18 protein-coding genes are annotated in these 16,035 nt (G+C 67.9%); 15 read left to right on the top strand and 3 right to left on the bottom strand.

Annotated elements, in window-relative coordinates; all coding sequences use genetic code 11:
* The first annotated feature begins 96 nt into the window (after nt 1–96).
* The 10 genes from B3K53_RS11070 to B3K53_RS11025 all read left to right on the top strand — a co-directional run bounded on the left by B3K53_RS11070 (nt 97) and on the right by B3K53_RS11025 (nt 6,727).
* Nucleotides 97–1,230, top strand: a complete 1,134-nt coding sequence (locus B3K53_RS11070) for a Re/Si-specific NAD(P)(+) transhydrogenase subunit alpha (RefSeq protein WP_292084349.1) — start codon at nt 97–99, stop codon at nt 1,228–1,230.
* Nucleotides 1,227–1,454 carry a hypothetical protein gene (locus B3K53_RS11065; protein ID WP_292084348.1) on the top strand — a complete coding sequence of 76 codons (228 nt, stop codon included), beginning with the start codon at nt 1,227–1,229 and terminating at the stop codon, nt 1,452–1,454. The genes B3K53_RS11070 and B3K53_RS11065 overlap by 4 nt, the downstream gene beginning before the upstream one ends.
* Entirely contained in the window at nt 1,454–1,780 is a 327-nt protein-coding gene (locus B3K53_RS11060) for an NAD(P) transhydrogenase subunit alpha (protein WP_105562904.1), read from the top strand. Before B3K53_RS11065 ends, B3K53_RS11060 begins: the two co-directional genes overlap by 1 nt.
* Nucleotides 1,777–2,061: a hypothetical protein gene (locus B3K53_RS11055; protein WP_292084347.1), complete on the top strand. Its 285-nt coding sequence runs from the start codon at nt 1,777–1,779 to the stop codon at nt 2,059–2,061. Before B3K53_RS11060 ends, B3K53_RS11055 begins: the two co-directional genes overlap by 4 nt.
* A gap of 11 nt (nt 2,062–2,072) precedes the next feature.
* Nucleotides 2,073–2,450: a hypothetical protein gene (locus B3K53_RS11050; protein ID WP_292084346.1), complete on the top strand. Its 378-nt coding sequence runs from the start codon at nt 2,073–2,075 to the stop codon at nt 2,448–2,450.
* Between the two features lie 41 nt (nt 2,451–2,491).
* Nucleotides 2,492–3,910, top strand: coding sequence for an NAD(P)(+) transhydrogenase (Re/Si-specific) subunit beta (locus B3K53_RS11045; protein WP_292084345.1), 1,419 nt, complete (start codon nt 2,492–2,494; stop codon nt 3,908–3,910).
* Between the two features lie 35 nt (nt 3,911–3,945).
* A complete protein-coding gene (locus B3K53_RS11040; RefSeq protein WP_292084344.1) occupies nt 3,946–4,347 on the top strand; it encodes a hypothetical protein in 402 nt (133 codons plus the stop codon).
* 73 nt (nt 4,348–4,420) lie between these two features.
* Complete coding sequence (locus B3K53_RS11035; RefSeq protein ID WP_292084342.1) at nt 4,421–4,810, top strand: cupin domain-containing protein; 390 nt, start codon at nt 4,421–4,423, stop codon at nt 4,808–4,810.
* On the top strand, nt 4,803–5,216 hold the full coding sequence (locus B3K53_RS11030; protein WP_292084340.1) for a DUF1801 domain-containing protein: 414 nt from the start codon (nt 4,803–4,805) through the stop codon (nt 5,214–5,216). Before B3K53_RS11035 ends, B3K53_RS11030 begins: the two co-directional genes overlap by 8 nt.
* A gap of 41 nt (nt 5,217–5,257) precedes the next feature.
* The gene (locus B3K53_RS11025) at nt 5,258–6,727 is read left to right on the top strand and encodes an amidohydrolase family protein (RefSeq protein WP_292084338.1); all 1,470 of its coding nucleotides are present in this window, start codon (nt 5,258–5,260) and stop codon (nt 6,725–6,727) included.
* A 22-nt stretch (nt 6,728–6,749) separates the two neighbouring features.
* Here B3K53_RS11025 and B3K53_RS11020 read toward each other — a convergent pair whose 3' ends face one another.
* Nucleotides 6,750–6,992 carry a hypothetical protein gene (locus B3K53_RS11020; protein WP_292084337.1) on the bottom strand — a complete coding sequence of 81 codons (243 nt, stop codon included), beginning with the start codon at nt 6,990–6,992 and terminating at the stop codon, nt 6,750–6,752.
* 93 nt (nt 6,993–7,085) lie between these two features.
* Here B3K53_RS11020 and B3K53_RS11015 point away from each other — a divergent pair, with 93 nt between their 5' ends.
* From B3K53_RS11015 to B3K53_RS11005, 3 genes are all read left to right on the top strand, one after another.
* Nucleotides 7,086–8,075, top strand: a complete 990-nt coding sequence (locus tag B3K53_RS11015; protein WP_292084334.1) for a WYL domain-containing protein — start codon at nt 7,086–7,088, stop codon at nt 8,073–8,075.
* 68 nt (nt 8,076–8,143) lie between these two features.
* Nucleotides 8,144–9,577 carry a hypothetical protein gene (locus tag B3K53_RS11010; RefSeq protein WP_292084333.1) on the top strand — a complete coding sequence of 478 codons (1,434 nt, stop codon included), beginning with the start codon at nt 8,144–8,146 and terminating at the stop codon, nt 9,575–9,577.
* 77 nt (nt 9,578–9,654) lie between these two features.
* Nucleotides 9,655–10,488, top strand: coding sequence for a universal stress protein (locus B3K53_RS11005; RefSeq protein WP_292084331.1), 834 nt, complete (start codon nt 9,655–9,657; stop codon nt 10,486–10,488).
* A 4-nt stretch (nt 10,489–10,492) separates the two neighbouring features.
* Here B3K53_RS11005 and B3K53_RS11000 read toward each other — a convergent pair whose 3' ends face one another.
* Complete coding sequence (locus tag B3K53_RS11000; protein WP_292084328.1) at nt 10,493–11,923, bottom strand: helix-turn-helix domain-containing protein; 1,431 nt, start codon at nt 11,921–11,923, stop codon at nt 10,493–10,495.
* Between the two features lie 154 nt (nt 11,924–12,077).
* Here B3K53_RS11000 and aceA point away from each other — a divergent pair, with 154 nt between their 5' ends.
* Nucleotides 12,078–13,355, top strand: a complete 1,278-nt coding sequence (gene aceA, locus B3K53_RS10995) for an isocitrate lyase (RefSeq protein WP_292084327.1) — start codon at nt 12,078–12,080, stop codon at nt 13,353–13,355.
* Nucleotides 13,356–13,384: 29 nt separating this feature from the next.
* Complete coding sequence (locus B3K53_RS10990) at nt 13,385–13,594, top strand: hypothetical protein (protein ID WP_292084326.1); 210 nt, start codon at nt 13,385–13,387, stop codon at nt 13,592–13,594.
* Between the two features lie 13 nt (nt 13,595–13,607).
* Here the strand turns inward: B3K53_RS10990 and B3K53_RS10985 are convergent, their stop codons facing one another.
* Nucleotides 13,608–15,890 carry an ATP-binding protein gene (locus B3K53_RS10985; RefSeq protein WP_292084325.1) on the bottom strand — a complete coding sequence of 761 codons (2,283 nt, stop codon included), beginning with the start codon at nt 15,888–15,890 and terminating at the stop codon, nt 13,608–13,610.
* Nucleotides 15,891–16,035: the final 145 nt, after the last annotated feature.

Below are 16,035 nucleotides of genomic sequence, written 5' to 3'. Positions count from 1 at the left end.
GCAACAAATTGTCAGGCGAGGGGGCGATTTGCGCTTTGACGCCCGCTTTGGCTTCGTCCTAACGTTCCGGCTCTGGGGGATTTGGGAGGGATTCGCTTGGCTGTCGCCATCGCCGTGACCCGCGAGCGCCGAGAAGGCGAGACGCGTTGCGCTGTAACGCCGGAGACGGTGAAGAAGCTGATCGCCCTGGGCGCGACCGTGTCGGTCGAGGCCGGGACGGGCATTGGCTCGTCCATTCCCGACGCCGACTACGCCGAGTCCGGGGCCACGGTGAAGCCCGACACCCGTGCGGTGCTGGAGGGCGCCGACATTGTGTTGAAGGTGCGCGGTCCGACGGCGCAGGAGACCAGCGCGCTGAAGCCCGGCGCCATCGTTGTCGCCATGCTGGACGCCTATCGCGAGAAGGATACGGTCGAGGCGCTGAAGGGCGCCGGCGTCACCGCCTTCGCCATGGAATTCGTGCCGCGCATCACCCGCGCCCAGGTCATGGACGTGCTGTCGTCCCAGGCTAATCTGGCCGGCTATCGCGCGGTGATCGAGGCGGCCTACGCCTTCGGCAAGGGCTTCCCGATGATGATGACGGCGGCGGGCACGGTCGCCCCGGCCAAGGTCTTCGTCATGGGCGTGGGCGTGGCGGGCTTGCAGGCCATCGCCACGGCGCGGCGTCTGGGCGCTGTGGTCACCGCCACCGACGTCCGCCCGGCCACCAAGGAACAGGTCGAGAGCCTGGGCGCCAAGTTCCTGGCCGTCGAGGACGAAGAGTTCAAGAACGCCCAGACGGCGGGCGGCTACGCCAAGCCCATGTCGCCGGAATATCAGGCCAAGCAGGCCGCCCTGACCGGCGAGCATATCAAGAAGCAGGACATCGTTATCACCACGGCCCTGATCCCCGGACGCGCGGCGCCGGTGCTGGTCAGCGCCGAACAGGTGGCCTCGATGAAGCCGGGCTCGGTCCTGATCGATCTGGCGGTCGAGGCGGGCGGCAATGTCGCGGGCGCCAAGGCGGGCGAGGTCGTGACCACGGCTGGTGGCGTCTCCATCGTCGGCTACACCAACCTGCCGGGCCGCATCGCCGCCGACGCCAGCGCTCTCTACGCCCGCAACCTGACCGCCTTCGTCGGGTTGATGCTGAAGGACGGTGTCGTGACGCTGGACCTGGAAGACGAAATCCTCAAGGCAGCTGTCGTGACGCACGGCGGGGCCATCGTGCATGAAGGCGTGAAGGGATGATCTCGACCAAGTTGAGAGACGGCCTCGCAGCCTTCGCCGTCTTGATCATGATCGTAGGCCCGGCTTTGGCGCTTCTGGTTCTGGTAGGGCTTTCGTTCCAGGGAGGCGTTGTCGCCGGCAGAGCCCTGGGCAACATCATCGAAATGGCTGTGATGAGTCTGCTGGGAGGCGGCATCTTGCGACTGCTGGTCAGCATTGACGCGCGATTGGAGGCTAGAAGCTGATGGAACACGTCGATCCCACCGTCTTCCGCTTGGCCATTTTCGTGCTGGCCATCTTCGTCGGCTATTATGTGGTGTGGAGCGTGACGCCCGCCCTGCACACGCCGCTGATGGCCGTGACCAACGCCATTTCCAGCGTCATCATCGTCGGCGGCCTGATCGCGGCGGCGGCGCTCAGCCCCGAGGCGGCGGGCCCGAACGCCTGGATCGCCAAGGGGGCGGGCGTGGTCGCCGTGACCCTGGCCAGCGTCAACATCTTCGGCGGCTTCATGGTCACGCGACGGATGCTGGCCATGTACAAGAAGAAGGAAAGGCCCAAGGCCTCGTGATTTTTTCGCCTGCCCTGTTCGCTTTTTACGTCTCCTGGGCCGTCACCGGCCTGGGCGTCGCCCTGTGGATCTGGAGCTGGGTCCGGGTGAAGGACCCCATCGGCAAGCTGCGGTTTCAGGACTGCGGCGTGGTTCTGGTGTTCGCCGCCGTCCTGACGCGCATCGTCATTCAGAACCGCGAGATGACCGTCTTCGACTGGGCCATGATATTCCTGGGGCCGCTGTTCATCGCCGCCGCGCTCTGGCGACTGACCCGCACCCAAAGCCTGACCAAACGCTGAAAGTAACCGTGATGAAGACCTCCCTGATTTTCGCCGCCGCCCTGACCGCCGCCGTCGCCGCCTCGGGCGCCGCCTCGGCCCAGCACACCGAAGAAGTGGGCAAGAACCCCTACGGCGGCCTGCACTGGTCCGTCGCCGCGCCGCAGGGCGCCAGCTGGGCGCTGCAATGCCAGTTCGCCCCGGTCACCATTCGCGGCATCCACATGAATCGCATCAACCACACCGGCACGGGCCGCATGGCCGGGCGTCTGCCCAGCGACAACGGCAGCTGCCGCGTGACCAAGACGGGCGGCGAGGGCGGCGTCGGCGTCGCTGTCGTCAAGAACGGCGTGGCCACGTCCGCCGGCACCAACGATCCGGCCGCGCCGGCCGTCGTCAACGTCTTCTGACTTAACGCCTGACTGAACATGACCTCGGGGGAGGGGATCTGATGAACGCATCCATAGCCGCGCTGGCCTATCTGGCCGCGGGGGTCCTGTTCATCCTCTCCCTCCGGGGGCTGTCCAGCCCGGAGACCAGCCGTCGGGGCAATACGCTGGGCATGATCGGCATGGCTCTCGCTGTCGGCGTGACCCTGCTGACTCTGGGAGCATCCGGCGCGCTGGACCTGCTGACGCTGGCCCTGATCGGCGGGGGCGTCGTGGTCGGCGGCGGGGCGGGGGCCCTGATCGCCAAACGCGTGCCGATGACGGCCATGCCGCAGCTGGTCGCGGCTTTCCACTCCCTAGTCGGTCTGGCCGCCTGTCTGGTGGCGGTCGGGGCCGTCTACGCCCCCGACGCCTTCGGCATCATGACGGCCGAGGGCGGCATCAAGACCCTGTCGATCGTCGAGCTGAGCCTGGGCGTCGCCATCGGGGCCATCACCTTCACCGGTTCGGTCATCGCCTTCGCCAAGCTGGACGGCCGGATGAGCGGATCGCCCATCCTGCTGCCCGCCCGCCACCTGATCAACATCGGACTGGGCCTGGCCCTGGTCTTCCTGATCGGCGTGCTGATCGGCACCGGCGGCACGGCCATCTGGGCCTTCTGGGGCGTCTTCGCCATCGCCCTGATCCTCGGCGCGACCCTGATCATCCCCATCGGCGGCGCCGACATGCCCGTCGTGGTGTCGATGCTGAACTCCTACTCCGGCTGGGCGGCGGCGGCCCTGGGCTTCACGCTCGAGAACATCGCCCTGATCATCACCGGCGCCCTGGTGGGCTCGTCGGGCGCCATCCTCAGCTACATCATGTGCAAGGGCATGAACCGCAGCTTCATCAGCGTCATCCTGGGCGGTTTCGGCGGCGGGGATGCGGCGGCGGCGGGAGGCGGCGTGGTCGAGACGCGCCCGGTCAAGCAGGGCTCGGCCGAGGACGCCGCCTTCATCATGAAGAACGCGTCGAAGGTCATCATCGTGCCCGGCTACGGCATGGCCGTGGCCCAGGCCCAGCACGCCCTGCGCGAAATGGCCGACGCCCTGAAGGAGGAGGGCGTCGAGGTGAAATACGCCATCCACCCCGTCGCCGGCCGGATGCCGGGCCACATGAACGTCCTGCTGGCCGAGGCCAACGTCCCCTATGACGAGGTGTTCGAGCTGGAGGACATCAACTCCGAGTTCTCCTCCGCCGACGTGGCCTTCGTCATCGGCGCCAACGACGTCACCAACCCCGCCGCCAAGACCGACCCGCAATCGCCCATCTACGGCATGCCCGTGCTGGACGTGGAGAAGGCGGGCACCGTCCTCTTCATCAAGCGCGGCATGGCGGCGGGCTATGCGGGCGTCGAGAACGAGCTCTTCTTCCGCGACAACACCATGATGCTGTTCGCCGACGCCAAGAAGATGGTCGAGGGGATCGTGAAGGCGCTGTGAGGCGACGCGGGCGGCTTAGTTTTGTTCTGTTGCTGATGGCCTCGGTCGCGGCCTGCTCGGCCATGATCCCGGTGCGCATCAGCGGCTCCCTGGAACAACCGACGGCGAGCTTCGGGGTCGATCCAGTGCGCCCAGAACGAGTCTGCGTCAGCAGTCTGGCGGTGCATGAAACGTCCAACGCCATGATGCGGCCCGTCTGGAGCGTCAGCGCGCGCGGACGCGACTGCCGCAAGCTGACACAGGTCATCTATGGCCAGGCGCCGAAGGGGTTTGTCGCCGAAGGTCCTGCACAGGCGTTGAAGCCGGGCGTCCGTTACCTCGTGGTCGGCCATGGCCGGACAAGCTGGCCCGCCGCGGTTCCCTGGAATGGTGGCGAAGATTTCATCTTTGAAGACGGTCAGTGGCGTCCTGCGCCGCCCTTCATCGCCGGCCGTTGAGTCGCGCTGCGAACAGCGCCATCAAGGCGCTGAGTATTTCAGCGGGGCGGCCATGACGGAGGAGGGGAAGATCGTGTTCAGCGCGGACGAGATCATCGCCAACCTGTCGCTGAGCCCCCATCCCGAGGGCGGGCATTTCCGGCCGATGGCGCGTGATCCCGGTCTCGCGGCCTGCGGGTCCGAGGCCGCGACCGCCTATCGGCTGCTGACGGCCGACGACGCGGACGACTGGCGCCTGGTCGAGATGACCGAGATCTGGGCCTTCTACATGGGGGCGCCCCTGACGCTGGAGATCGTCACCGATCAGGGACTGAGGCCTTTGGTGCTGGGGCCGGACCAGAGGCAGATCGCGGCTCCCGCCGGCGCCTGGCGGCGGATGCGCAGTCAGGGCGACTGGACCCTGGCCGCCTGTTCGACGGCGCCGGGACTGGCCATTGAGGCTGTGGAAGCGCCCCATGTCTGAGCCGAAGACCCAGCCGACCGACGCCTCGGTCGAGGATTTCCTGGCCTCCGCCGAACCGGCGCGACGGCGCGAGGAAGGCCGCATCCTCAGCGCCCTGATGCAGGAGGTGACGGGCGAGGCGCCGGTCATGTGGGGGCCGTCCATCGTCGGTTTTGGCCGCTACGCCAATGTCACCGCCAACGGCAAGAGCGCCGACTGGCCGCGCATGGGCTTCTCGCCCCGCAAGGCGGCCCTGACCCTCTATCTGGCCTGGGCGCCGGAGACCGAGGCCATGCTGGAGCGGCTGGGGCCGCACACGACGAGCGTGGCCTGCCTCTACATCAAGCGGCTGGATCAGGTGGACATGGGCGTGCTGCGCGACCTGTGCGTCGCCAGTCGGGACGAGATGAACCGCCGCTATCCCTGATCCGCTTGCCGGGCGCGACGAGAGGCCTATAGCGGATGGTCATGCGCACCTTCCTGATCGTCGCCGCCGCCGCCTTCTTGTCCGCCTGCGCCACGGCGCCGCTGACCGCCGTTGAAACCCCGGTCGAGACGATCGACCTGCTGCTGACCTCGGCCACGGTGGTCGATGTCGAGAAGGGAACGACGACGCCCGATCAACTGGTGGCCGTGCGCGGCGGGGACATCGTCGCCGTCCTGCCTGAGGGACAGGCGAGCCGCTATCGCGCGGCGCGGACGACGGACCTGGGTGACCGCTATGTCATGCCCGGTCTGTGGGACATGCACGTCCACTTCGGCGGGGGCGAGACCCTGATCGAGGAAAACGCCGAGCTGATGCCGCTTTACGTCGTCAACGGCGTGGTCGCGGTACGCGACGCGGCGGGCGATCTGGCGCAGCAGGTGCTGGACTGGCGCGACGCCCCGCCGACGCCCGACAGCCCGCGTATCTTCACCTCGGGCCCCAAGATCGAGGGCATTGCTCCCGTCTGGAAGGGCGTGATCGAGACCGGCAGCGAGGCCGATGTCGATGCCGCACTCGACCGGCTGCAGGCCCTGCGCGTCGACTTCGTCAAGATCACCGACAACACCCTGAAGCCTGAACTCTTCCTCTACGCTGTGAGCGAGGCGAAGAAGCGGGGGATGAAGACCTCGGCCCACATTCCCGCCAGCATCACCGTGCTGGAGGCCGCCGAGGCGGGCCTGTCGTCGATCGAGCATCTCGACTACGCCATGAAGGCGGGCTCGCGCGATGAAGCGGCCATCGCCGCCGACTATCTGACGGGCAAGTATACCTACGCCCAGACTATGCGGCGCTACGCCGACACCTTCGACGTCGAGACGGCGCGGCGGGTCTATGCCCGACTGCGCGAACTGGGCACGGCGGTGTCGCCGACCCTCTACGGCTCGACCACCCTGGCCAACCTCGATCTGGACGACCACTCGCACGACGACGGACTGGCCTATGTCGGACCGGGCATCCGGGCGACTTATGACTGGCGCGTCGAGCGCGCGGCCCGGGCCACGCCGCAGCAGATCGAGGACCGTCATTTCGTCAAGGAGGTGACGTCGCGCACCCTGCCCATGTTGCGCGATGCGGGCGTGGTGATCCTGACCGGGACGGATGCGGGCTTCCTCAACTCATTCAACTATCCGGGCTTCTCGCTGCACGACGAGCTGGAGCTGTATGTGAAGCTGGGTCTGACGCCGCGCGAGGCGCTGATGGGCTCGGTCGTGGACGGGCCGCGCTTCCTGAACCAGGGCGCGCGCTACGGCGCCGTGGCGACGGGCAAGTCGGCCGACCTGCTGGTGCTGGACGCCAATCCGCTGGTCGATGTGTCGGCGACGCGGCGCATCGCCGATCTGGTGCTGCGCGGTCGTCTGATCGAAGGGAGCGAGCTGGAGCGGATGCGTGGCGAGATTCGCGCCCGCGTCGTCGCCCACAACGTCGCATTCAGATCCTCGCCAGCGTCCTGACCTTAAAGGCGACCCACAGGGTTTACGCCGCCATGCGCCAGTCGTGGGCTGCGGCGACCGGTGCGGCGTGGAACTCGTCCCACAGGGCGTCTTCGTCGGAATAGCGGCTGCTCGCCGAGGCGGAGATAACGTCCACGACCTGTTCTTCCTGACGGTCCCAGATGACGGCCAGGTCGCCCTCGGCCTCGCACGGCACGATCATGTAGCGGTCGGCGAAGGCCTTGCGGGCCGGCTTTTGAAACGTCGGGGTGCGGGCGAAGGCCATGTCGTGATCTCCTGAAGCGATTGCCTCTTGCTGATGTTGAGAGGATGCGACAGCATTGCGTCAGTTTCGGACGTATCTCTGTGGAGAAGTTTCTTGCGGCACGACAAGGCGGCGATGGTCATTGATCTGGCGCGCGGCATGGCGGCCAGCGCCGAGGGGCTGACGCTGAACGAGATGGCGGGGCAACTGCGGGTCGGGCGGCGCACGGCCGAGCGGATGCGCGACGCGGTGCTGATGCTGTTCCCGCAGGTCGAGGAGATCAGCGATCCGCCGAGCAAGCGCTGGCGCATTCGCGGCGGCCTGTCCGCCTTCGAGCAGGCCCCGACCGCGACCGAGATGCTGGAGCTGACCAAGGCGGCGGCGGCTTTGCGCGCGGCGGGCGAACCGGCGCGAGCGGCTGCGCTGGAAGGGCTGGAGCGCAAGGTCAAGGCGGCCATGCGCTCGACCACCCTGAACCGCATGGCGCCTGATCTGGAGGCTCTGGTCCGGGCCGAGACCATCGCCGTCCAGGCCGGGCCGCGCCCCACCGCCGACGAGACGGTGCTGGCCGAGATCAGAGGCGCGGTGCTGGCCGAACGGCCCCTGAGCTTCATCTACGCCCGTCCGGGGGCCGAGGCGCGCAGCCGCAGCGTGGCCCCCTGCGGCCTGATGTTCGGGCGCGCCAACTACCTGGTGGCGGCGGACCGCGAGAGCGGTCGTATCCAGACCTTCCGTCTGGATCGCATGAGCTCGGTCGAGGCGGGCGAGGGGACGGCGCGGCCGCCCGCGGACTTCGACCTGGCCGCCTTCGCCAGCCAGTCCTTCGGCATCTATCAGGACGAGATCGAAGACGTGGTGCTGCGCATCGCCCCCGAGGGCGCGGCCGAGGCGCGCGGCTGGCGCTGGCACCCCACCCAGACCATCGAGGATCAGCCGGACGGATCGGTCCTGGTGCGGTTCCGCGCCTCAGGCATGCGCGAACTGGCCTGGCACCTGTTCACCTGGGGCGAGCAGGCGACCATTGAGGCGCCGCAGCGGCTGAAGGCGGTCATGGCCGGCGAGCTGGCGGCGGCGGGACGCGCCCTAGAGGGGGCGCAATCCTGAGCAAACCGTAAGCTGACGCTGGCGTCGCGTCGTCTATGCTCAAGCTGAACAGTTCGGAGTTTCTACCTTTGCGTCTGAAAGCCTTCGCCGTTTCGACCGCTTTGGCCACGGCCTTGCTCGGCGCCTGCGCCGCGGCGTCCCCGCCGCCAGGAACCTGGGATGTGCGCGCCGCGCCGCAGGTCGAGGTTACGCGCGACGGCGACCGCTGGACGGCGGACTATGTGTTCAATCGCGACGCGCAGGTCTGGGCCTTCATGGACTCGGCCCTGATGACCGACGTGCGTCAGCCCTGGCGGCCGACCCAGTGGACGGTCGAGACGCCCGGCGTCGTCATGGAGCGGCGCGGCCACTATGACGTGATCCGCGCTCTGGACGGCGGTCCCGTGCCGCGTCAGGTGCGTTTCTCGCTCAAGCCCAAGTCCGTCTATCTGGAAGCCGAGTACGGCACCTTGACCTTCTCGGACGGCGCGGTGGCCCTGCCCACGCGTCAGTTCGACGTCTTCGCCCTGGCGTCAGTCGAGGCCGCCGAGGCCATGCCGGCCGACCTGAACGGGGTCGATCTGGAAGGCGGGGCCTCTACCGTCGTCTGGCGCGACACGGCAGGGCCGGTGCTGTTCAACGGCAGGCGGCAGGCCAATCTGACCACGACGGGCGAGCGCTCCTATGTCCTGCTGGGCCAGGCACGGGTGACGCCGGGCGAGGGTCTGACCACGGTCATCGACCCCAACCTGCCGCCGTGGATCGGCGAGGAAATCCGCAGCTTCGCGCCGCACGTCGGCGACTACTACCTGCGCCGTCTCGGCGCGCCCGGCGTGGGCAGCGAGACCTCTACCGTCATGGTCAGCTGGAACGGTCCGACCGAGCGCCTGTCCAGCATGGGCGGCAGCGTCCTGCCCGGCCTGATCGTCATGAAGTTCGAGGGCGTCGGGGTGCTGAATCCCGACAAGGAGGTGCTGGAGCGCTCGCGCTGGTTCATCGGTCACGAGAGCGCGCATTTTTGGCTGGGGCAGGCGGTGCGCTATCAGTTCGCCCGCGACGCCTGGATCACCGAGGGCGGGGCCGATCTGATGGCGGTGCGGGCGCTGAAGGCGCTGGACCCGGCCTATGACGACCGCGCCGAGCTTCAGACCGAGGTGGACGACTGCATCGAGCTGAGCCGCAAGCCGGTGGCCGAGGCGGGCGATCGGGGCGAGCACCGGGCCTATTATGCGTGCGGGGCCGTTTTCGCCATGGCGGCGGAAGGGGCGCAGAAACGACGCGACGGCGGCGACTGGTTCGACTTCCTGCGTCCGGTGCTGGCGGCCAACCGTGAGGACGGCGTGCTGAGCCGCGCCGAATGGCTGGACGCCCTGACCCGCGTCTCGGGCGATCCGTCGTTGTCCGCGACCATTGAGAGGATGCTGGATCAGGGCGAGGCCGATCCGGCCGCTGAGATCGCCAGTCTGTTCCAAAAGACGGGCGTTCGACATCGGGTCGAGAACGGCAAGGTCGTGCTGATCTGATCGCTGTTATTTGATCGGGATCAAGGACCCATACTGACGCCGCGCGTTCTATCGTTCTGGAACGAGAGGAAGTCGCGATGACCTGGTCCAGCCTTATCGTCTATGTCGATGACGAGCCCGACAACATTCAGCGGATCGAGCAGGGCGCCAACCTGGCCAAGGCGCACGGCGCCCATCTGATCGGGGTCTCGGCCTGCGCGCCGGAGACGCCGATGGCCGACGCTTACGGGGCAGGAATTCTGCTAGGCGAGGTGCTGACCGCCCAGCACGAGCGGGCCGAGAGCGCGCTGAAGGGCGCCGAGGCTCGCTTCCGCGAGATTGCGACCAAGGCGGGCTTGTCTTGCGAATGGCGGGCCGATGTAGGCGACCCGACTAGCCTTCTCGTCAAGCACGCCCGCGCCGCCGACGTGCTGATCGTGGGTCGAGATTCCGCCAACGCCAGCGGCTGGCGCTCGCCCATTCCGTCCGACCTGGCCATGCGGGCGGGGCGTTCGGTGCTGATCATGCCGCCCAATCCGGCGCGGTCGGTGGCGGGTGCGCCGGTGCTGCTGGCCTGGACCGACAGCCGCGAGAGCCGCCTGGCCGCGGTGGCGGCCATCCCCCTGCTGCGCGAAGCCGAAAGCGTGCGCGTGGTCGAGCTGTGCGATCCCGAGGACATGGACGGCGCCCGGCTGCGCACCGCCGATGTCGCCGCCTGGCTGAAACGGCATGGCGTCAAGGCCGAGGGCGAGGCCCGCGCCCACGACGACCGCTCGGCGGGCCGCCGCCTGCTGGACTGCGCCGCCGAGATGAAGGCCGGCGTCATCGTCAGCGGCGCCTGGGGTCATGCGCGGATGCGTCAGTGGATATTCGGCGGGGTGACCCAGACCCTGATGACGGAAAGTCCGGTGGCGCTTCTGCTGGCGCACTAGGTCGTCAGGCGAAGGGGTAGGGGCTGACCGACTTCGACCAGTCGTCCACCGTCAGCGCCCGCCCGACCGGCGGGGCGGCGCGTTCGGCGCAGGGGTGGCGCTCGCACAACCGGCAGGCCGGACCGATGGGCGTGACCTCGGGCTTTTGCAGGTCAAGACCGCGGGCATAAATCAGGCGGTGAGCGTGTTTCAGCTCGCAGCCCAGGCCGATGGCCAGGTCCTGACCCTCTGTGAAGGCGTCCTGGCCCTGGCGGTCCACGGTGCGGGCCAGGGTGAACCAGCGCGAACCATCAGGCGTCTCGATGATCTGGGTGACGATGCGGCCGGGCGTGCGGAAGGCCGAGTGCAGCCGCCAGCGCGGACAGGCCCCGCCGAAGCGCGAAAAGGGAAAGGCGCCGGACGCATAGCGCTTGGACACATTGCCCGCCTGATCCACCCGCATCAGGAAGAAGGGCACGCCGCGCGCGGTCGGGCGTGACAGCGTCGTCAGCCGGTGGGCGGCCTGTTCGAAGCCGACGCCGAATCGGGCCTGCAGCCGTGCCAGATCGTAGCCGGTTTCCTCGGCCGTGCGCTGGAAGGCGGCGTAGGGCATCAGGACGGCGGCGGCCAGGCTGTTGGTCAGGGAGGTCTTCAGCAGGTTGCGCGTCGGGGCGTCGGGCGCATTGGCCGCCTCGGTCAGGGCTTGAAGTTCGGCGCCATGCTCCATCAGGGCCAGTTGGCTGGCGACGGCGAAGGCGCGCGAGGACGGCCCGAGGGTGTCGGACAGCAGCAGCCGGCCCCGGTGCGGGTCGAAGCGGCGGGTCCATTCCACCATGACTTCGGCGGGCAGGGTGCGGACCGTCAGGCCGTGGCGGGCGAACAGCCGCGCCCGGGCCAGGGCCTCGACGCTCTCGTCCGGCGAGGACGCCTCGGCCCTGAGGGCGTCGTGCAGGGCCTCGCCGAGGGCGTCGAGCTCGGGGAAGTGGTTGTGGCGGGCCTGAACGTATTCGCGCACCCATTCCGAAGGGCTGTCGGTCGGGGCCGCGCCGCCGCCGGCCTCGGTCTCGGCCCGGTCGCGCACGCGGCGGTCGGAGAAGGCGCGGTAGAGGCGCAGCACGGCGTCGGCGGCGGCGGGCTGATCCTCGGCCAGTTGCATGATCTCGTGGCGGGGCACGGCCAGGCCCTGGAACAGGGGGTCGGCGAAGATCTCGGACAGTTCCGCCTCCGACGCCGGGCCGCCCGACTGGCCGAGGTTGCGAAGATCAACGTCATAGGTTTCGGCCAGACGCAGCAGCAACTGGGCCGAGACGGGGCGTTGATTGCGCTCGATATGGTTCAGATAGGAGGGCGAGACGCCCAGGTCCGCCGCCATCGCCGTCTGCGACAGGTCGAGATCGCGCCGCAGCCGCTTCAGGCGGCCGCCGAGGAAGAGTTTGCGATCGGCGGCGGCGTTCATGACGCGATGATGTCATGATATGACTGATTGGCAAGTATCATGATGTGACTGTTTGACTTGAATGGCGTGGCTTGTGCTGTGTCAATCATGACGGAGGCGTGTTCTGGTTTCGGCAGCGGCGGCATGACCGCGCCCTTCAAAAGCCGAGACGAACATGACGACCTTCGCCGATCTGGTTCCTTCGCCCGCCGGCCGTTTCGACGGCATCGAACGCCCCTATACGCCGGAGGACGTCCTGCGCCTGCGCGGCTCGGTGCCGATCACCCACACCCTGGCTGAGCGCGGCGCCAACCGCCTGTGGCAGTTGCTGCACGACGAGCCCTTCATCAACGCCCTGGGCGCCGTCACCGGCAATCAGGCGATGCAGATGGTTCGCGCCGGTCTGAAGGCCATCTATCTGTCAGGCTGGCAGGTCGCGGCCGACGCCAACACCGCCGGGGCCATGTACCCGGACCAGTCGCTGTACCCGGCCAACGCCGCGCCGGAACTGTGCCGTCGCATCAACCGCACCCTGCAGCGCGCCGATCAGATCGAGCACGCCGAGGGCGGCGCGAAACGGGACTGGTTCGCCCCCATCGTCGCCGACGCCGAGGCCGGTTTCGGCGGGCCGTTGAACAGCTTCGAGATCATGAAGGCCTTCATCGAGGCGGGCGCCGCGGGCGTCCACTTCGAAGACCAGCTGGCCAGTGAAAAGAAGTGCGGCCACCTGGGCGGCAAGGTCCTGATCCCGACCCAGGCGCATGAGCGCAACCTGGTTGCCGCCCGTCTGGCCGCCGACGTCATGGGCACGCCGACGATCACCGTCGCCCGCACCGACGCCGAGAGCGCCCAACTGATCACCTCGGACATCGACGAGCGCGACCAGCCCTTCATCGACCGCGAGAACCGCACGCCCGAGGGCTTCTTCCGTCTTAAGGAAGGCACGGGTCTGGACCATTGCATCGCGCGCGGGCTTTCGTACGCCAACATCGCCGACCTGCTGTGGTGGGAGACCTCGCACCCTGATCTGGACGACGCCAAGAAGTTCGCCGAGGCGATCCAGAAGAAGCATCCGGGCAAGCTGATGGCCTACAACTGCTCGCCCTCTTTCAACTGGAAGGCCAAGCTGGACGACGCCACCATCGCCAAGTTCCAGCGCGAGCTGGGGGCCATGGGCTACAAGTTCCAGTTCGTGACCCTGGCCGGCTTCCACAGCCTGAACAACTCCATGTTCGAGCTGGCCGACGGCTATCGCGATCGCGGCATGGCGGCCTATTCCGAGTTGCAGCAGCGCGAGTTCTCGAACGAGGCGGCGGGTTACACCGCCACCCGTCATCAGCGCGAAGTCGGCACCGGCTACTTCGATCAGGTCGCCACGGTCATCTCGAACGGCCAGTCCTCGACCACGGCCCTGAAGGACTCGACCGAGACCGCCCAGTTTCACGCCGCCTGAGTTCCACGCCTCATAGGAAAGGATACGTCATGGAACCGCTCAGCAGACCGCAAGCCATCATCGACTTCTGTCTGGCGCCTCTGGCGCTGGATGGAGCAACCGAGGCCGAACGCGAAGTGCGCCGTCGCCTGGAGCACGTCATCAAGACCTTCCAGTCCAAGGCCGCTCGGCCGCTGAGCGTGGACTTCTCGTCCATGCCCAGTCAGGTCATCAACGAAGCCGCGCACGGCTACGAATAGGAAGAAAAGACCCTCAGGCCGCCTGAACCGCGGCCTGAGGCGCGTCCGAGGTCAGCTCCGCCACCATGGCCAGCAGGGCCTCGACGCTGAAAGGCTTGGCCAGGTGGCGGTCGGCGCCGGCCTCGGTCCCCGCCATGATGTGCTCAGGCAGGGCGTTGGCCGTCAGCATGACTATGGGCGTGCGCGGCATGCCCATGGCGACTTCGTGCAGGCGAATCTCACGTGTCGCGGTCAGGCCGTCCATGACCGGCATCTGCATGTCCATCAGCACCAGATCGAAGACCGAGGCGCGGCAGGCCTCGACCGCCTGGGCCCCGTCCTCGACCGAGACCAGATCGACGGCTTCCTGATCCAGAATCAGTTCGACCACGCGCCGGTTGGTGGGGTGGTCGTCGGCGACCAGGATGCGCAGGCGGCGCGTCTCGGCGAAGATCGCGTCCGTCGGGGCGACGCTCAGCGTCGGAGCGGCGGGGGCTTCCGCGGGACGCAGCGGCAAGGTCAGGATGAAGGCGGCGCCGCCGCCGGGCTCGCTCTCGCAGTCCAGCCCGCCGCCCATCATGGCCGCCAGTTCCTGGCTGATGGCCAGGCCCAGGCCTGAGCCGCCGAAACGACGGGTGATGTCGCCGTCGGCCTGTTCGAAGCGGCTGAACAGGCGTTCGCGCGTCTCGGCGTCGAAGCCGATGCCGGTGTCCTGAACCACGAAGCGCAGACCCTGCGGCGCGGCGTCGACGGTCAGGCTGACGAAGCCCGAGGCGGTGAACTTGACGGCGTTGGAGACCAGATTGGTCAGTATCTGCTTCAGACGCACGGGATCGCCGTGCATCCAGATGCGGGCCTCAGGCGCGACCTCGACGAAGAACTGCAAGCCCTTGTCGCGGGCGGCGGCGGCGTAGAGCTTGCCCGCCTCTTCGACGGTCTTGGTCAGGTCGAAGGGTTCGTCGCCCAGTTCCAGGCGACCGGACTCGACGCGGGCCAGGTCGAGGATGTCGCTGAGCAGGGTCTGCAGAGTGCGGCTGGACGAGTGAATCAGGTCCAACATCTCGCGTTGCTGTGCCGTCAGGTCGGTCCGGGCCAGGGCCTGAGCCACGCCGATGACGCCGTTCAGAGGCGTGCGGATCTCATGGCTCATATTAGCCAGGAACTGGCTCTTGGCGCGGTTGGCGGCGTCGGCGGCGTCGCGGGCTTCGGCCAGGGCTTGGGCGTCGCGCTTCATGTCGCTGATGTCGGAGCAGACGGTGACCGTGCCGCCCTCAGCGGTCTTGCGGTCCTGAACGCGCAGCCAGCGCCCGCCGATCTGCTGCTCCATCGCGCCCATGGGGCGGCGACGGTTGGCCATGCGTTCGGCGATCCATGCATTTTCCCGCCCAAGGGCGGCGGGATAGAGGCCGGCGTTGATGCCCGCCATCAGCACTTCGCGGAAGGTGACGCCGACCTTCAGTGCGGCGGTCACCTCGGGATTGATCTCGCTGTAGCGCTTGTTCCAGATCGCCAGGCGGTCGTCGGCGTCATAGAAGCCCAGGCCGTCCGGCATGGCCTCGATGGCTTCGCGCAGTTGACCCAGGGCGCTGTGCCGCGACCACCAGACCATCCCGGTCAGGAAGGCGGCGATGATGGCCAACAGGGCGACGCTGGCGCCGATCCACAAGGTCAGGGTCGTCTCGGCGGCGGCGGCGGCGGGCAGGAGGATGCCGGGCGTGGGCGTGACGGTCACCGCGCTCATGGCGACGAAATGAAGCCAGCAAACGCTGGCGGCGCCCAGGACTGTGGCGGCGACAACCCGTTTGGCGCCGCTGCGCCATGGCAGGAGGGCGACGGCGCTGACCAGCAGCAGGCCGCCGATCACCGCGGCCACGACCAGCGGCGCGTTCCATGACAGGGTGGCCCCGGACATGCGCAATCCCGCCATGCCCATGAAATGCATGGCGGCGACGCCCAGGCCGCAGGTCAGGCTCGCCACGATGCGACTGACTCGACCGCTTTCCGCGAGGGCCAGTTGCATGGCGACATAGAAGGCGATGACGACGACCCCGAGCGAGACCACCGTTTCCGATATGTCGTACCGCATCGGCACGCCGGCGTCGTAGGCCTTCATGGCGATGAAATGGGTGCTCCAGACACCGAGCCCGGCGACCAGGGGCGCGGCGATCAGGTAGGCGCGCCGCGAACGTCGCGCGACGTTGCGGGCGCGGTCGAACAAGGAAAGGGCGATCAGCAGGCTGAACACGGACACAAGCAGGGCGAACGGGAGAATCCGCCAGTCGTGTTGCTGAACCAGGCAGTTCAGGATCGTATTCACGTCACAAGCCCCTCCAACCTGTCGAAAAGACTGCCGCAAATCGGTGAACAAACTACGCTATGCGCGAGAATCTTCGCCCGGCTGGTCGCCTTTCGAGTCGCGACCAGCATAGGGTCAGTGGCTGAATAATGAGATAACGTCGATC

Origin of the sequence: Brevundimonas sp. UBA7506, assembly GCF_002479495.1 — a bacterium.
GTDB lineage: Bacteria > Pseudomonadota > Alphaproteobacteria > Caulobacterales > Caulobacteraceae > Brevundimonas.
This window is presented reverse-complemented; position numbering and strand designations above follow the sequence as displayed.

Bases quoted from the DNA above. Each gene is read 5' to 3' on its own strand.
- B3K53_RS11065 (WP_292084348.1), top strand. From the start codon at position 1,227: ATGATCTCGACCAAGTTGAGAGACGGCCTCGCAGCCTTCGCCGTCTTG.
- B3K53_RS11060 (WP_105562904.1), top strand. From the start codon at position 1,454: ATGGAACACGTCGATCCCACCGTCTTCCGCTTGGCCATTTTCGTGCTG.
- B3K53_RS11050 (WP_292084346.1), top strand. From the start codon at position 2,073: ATGAAGACCTCCCTGATTTTCGCCGCCGCCCTGACCGCCGCCGTCGCC.
- B3K53_RS11045 (WP_292084345.1), top strand. From the start codon at position 2,492: ATGAACGCATCCATAGCCGCGCTGGCCTATCTGGCCGCGGGGGTCCTG.
- B3K53_RS11040 (WP_292084344.1), top strand. From the start codon at position 3,946: ATGGCCTCGGTCGCGGCCTGCTCGGCCATGATCCCGGTGCGCATCAGC.
- B3K53_RS11030 (WP_292084340.1), top strand. From the start codon at position 4,803: ATGTCTGAGCCGAAGACCCAGCCGACCGACGCCTCGGTCGAGGATTTC.
- B3K53_RS11025 (WP_292084338.1), top strand. From the start codon at position 5,258: ATGCGCACCTTCCTGATCGTCGCCGCCGCCGCCTTCTTGTCCGCCTGC.
- B3K53_RS11020 (WP_292084337.1), bottom strand. From the start codon at position 6,992: ATGGCCTTCGCCCGCACCCCGACGTTTCAAAAGCCGGCCCGCAAGGCC.
- B3K53_RS11005 (WP_292084331.1), top strand. From the start codon at position 9,655: ATGACCTGGTCCAGCCTTATCGTCTATGTCGATGACGAGCCCGACAAC.
- B3K53_RS11000 (WP_292084328.1), bottom strand. From the start codon at position 11,923: ATGAACGCCGCCGCCGATCGCAAACTCTTCCTCGGCGGCCGCCTGAAG.
- aceA (WP_292084327.1), top strand. From the start codon at position 12,078: ATGACGACCTTCGCCGATCTGGTTCCTTCGCCCGCCGGCCGTTTCGAC.
- B3K53_RS10990 (WP_292084326.1), top strand. From the start codon at position 13,385: ATGGAACCGCTCAGCAGACCGCAAGCCATCATCGACTTCTGTCTGGCG.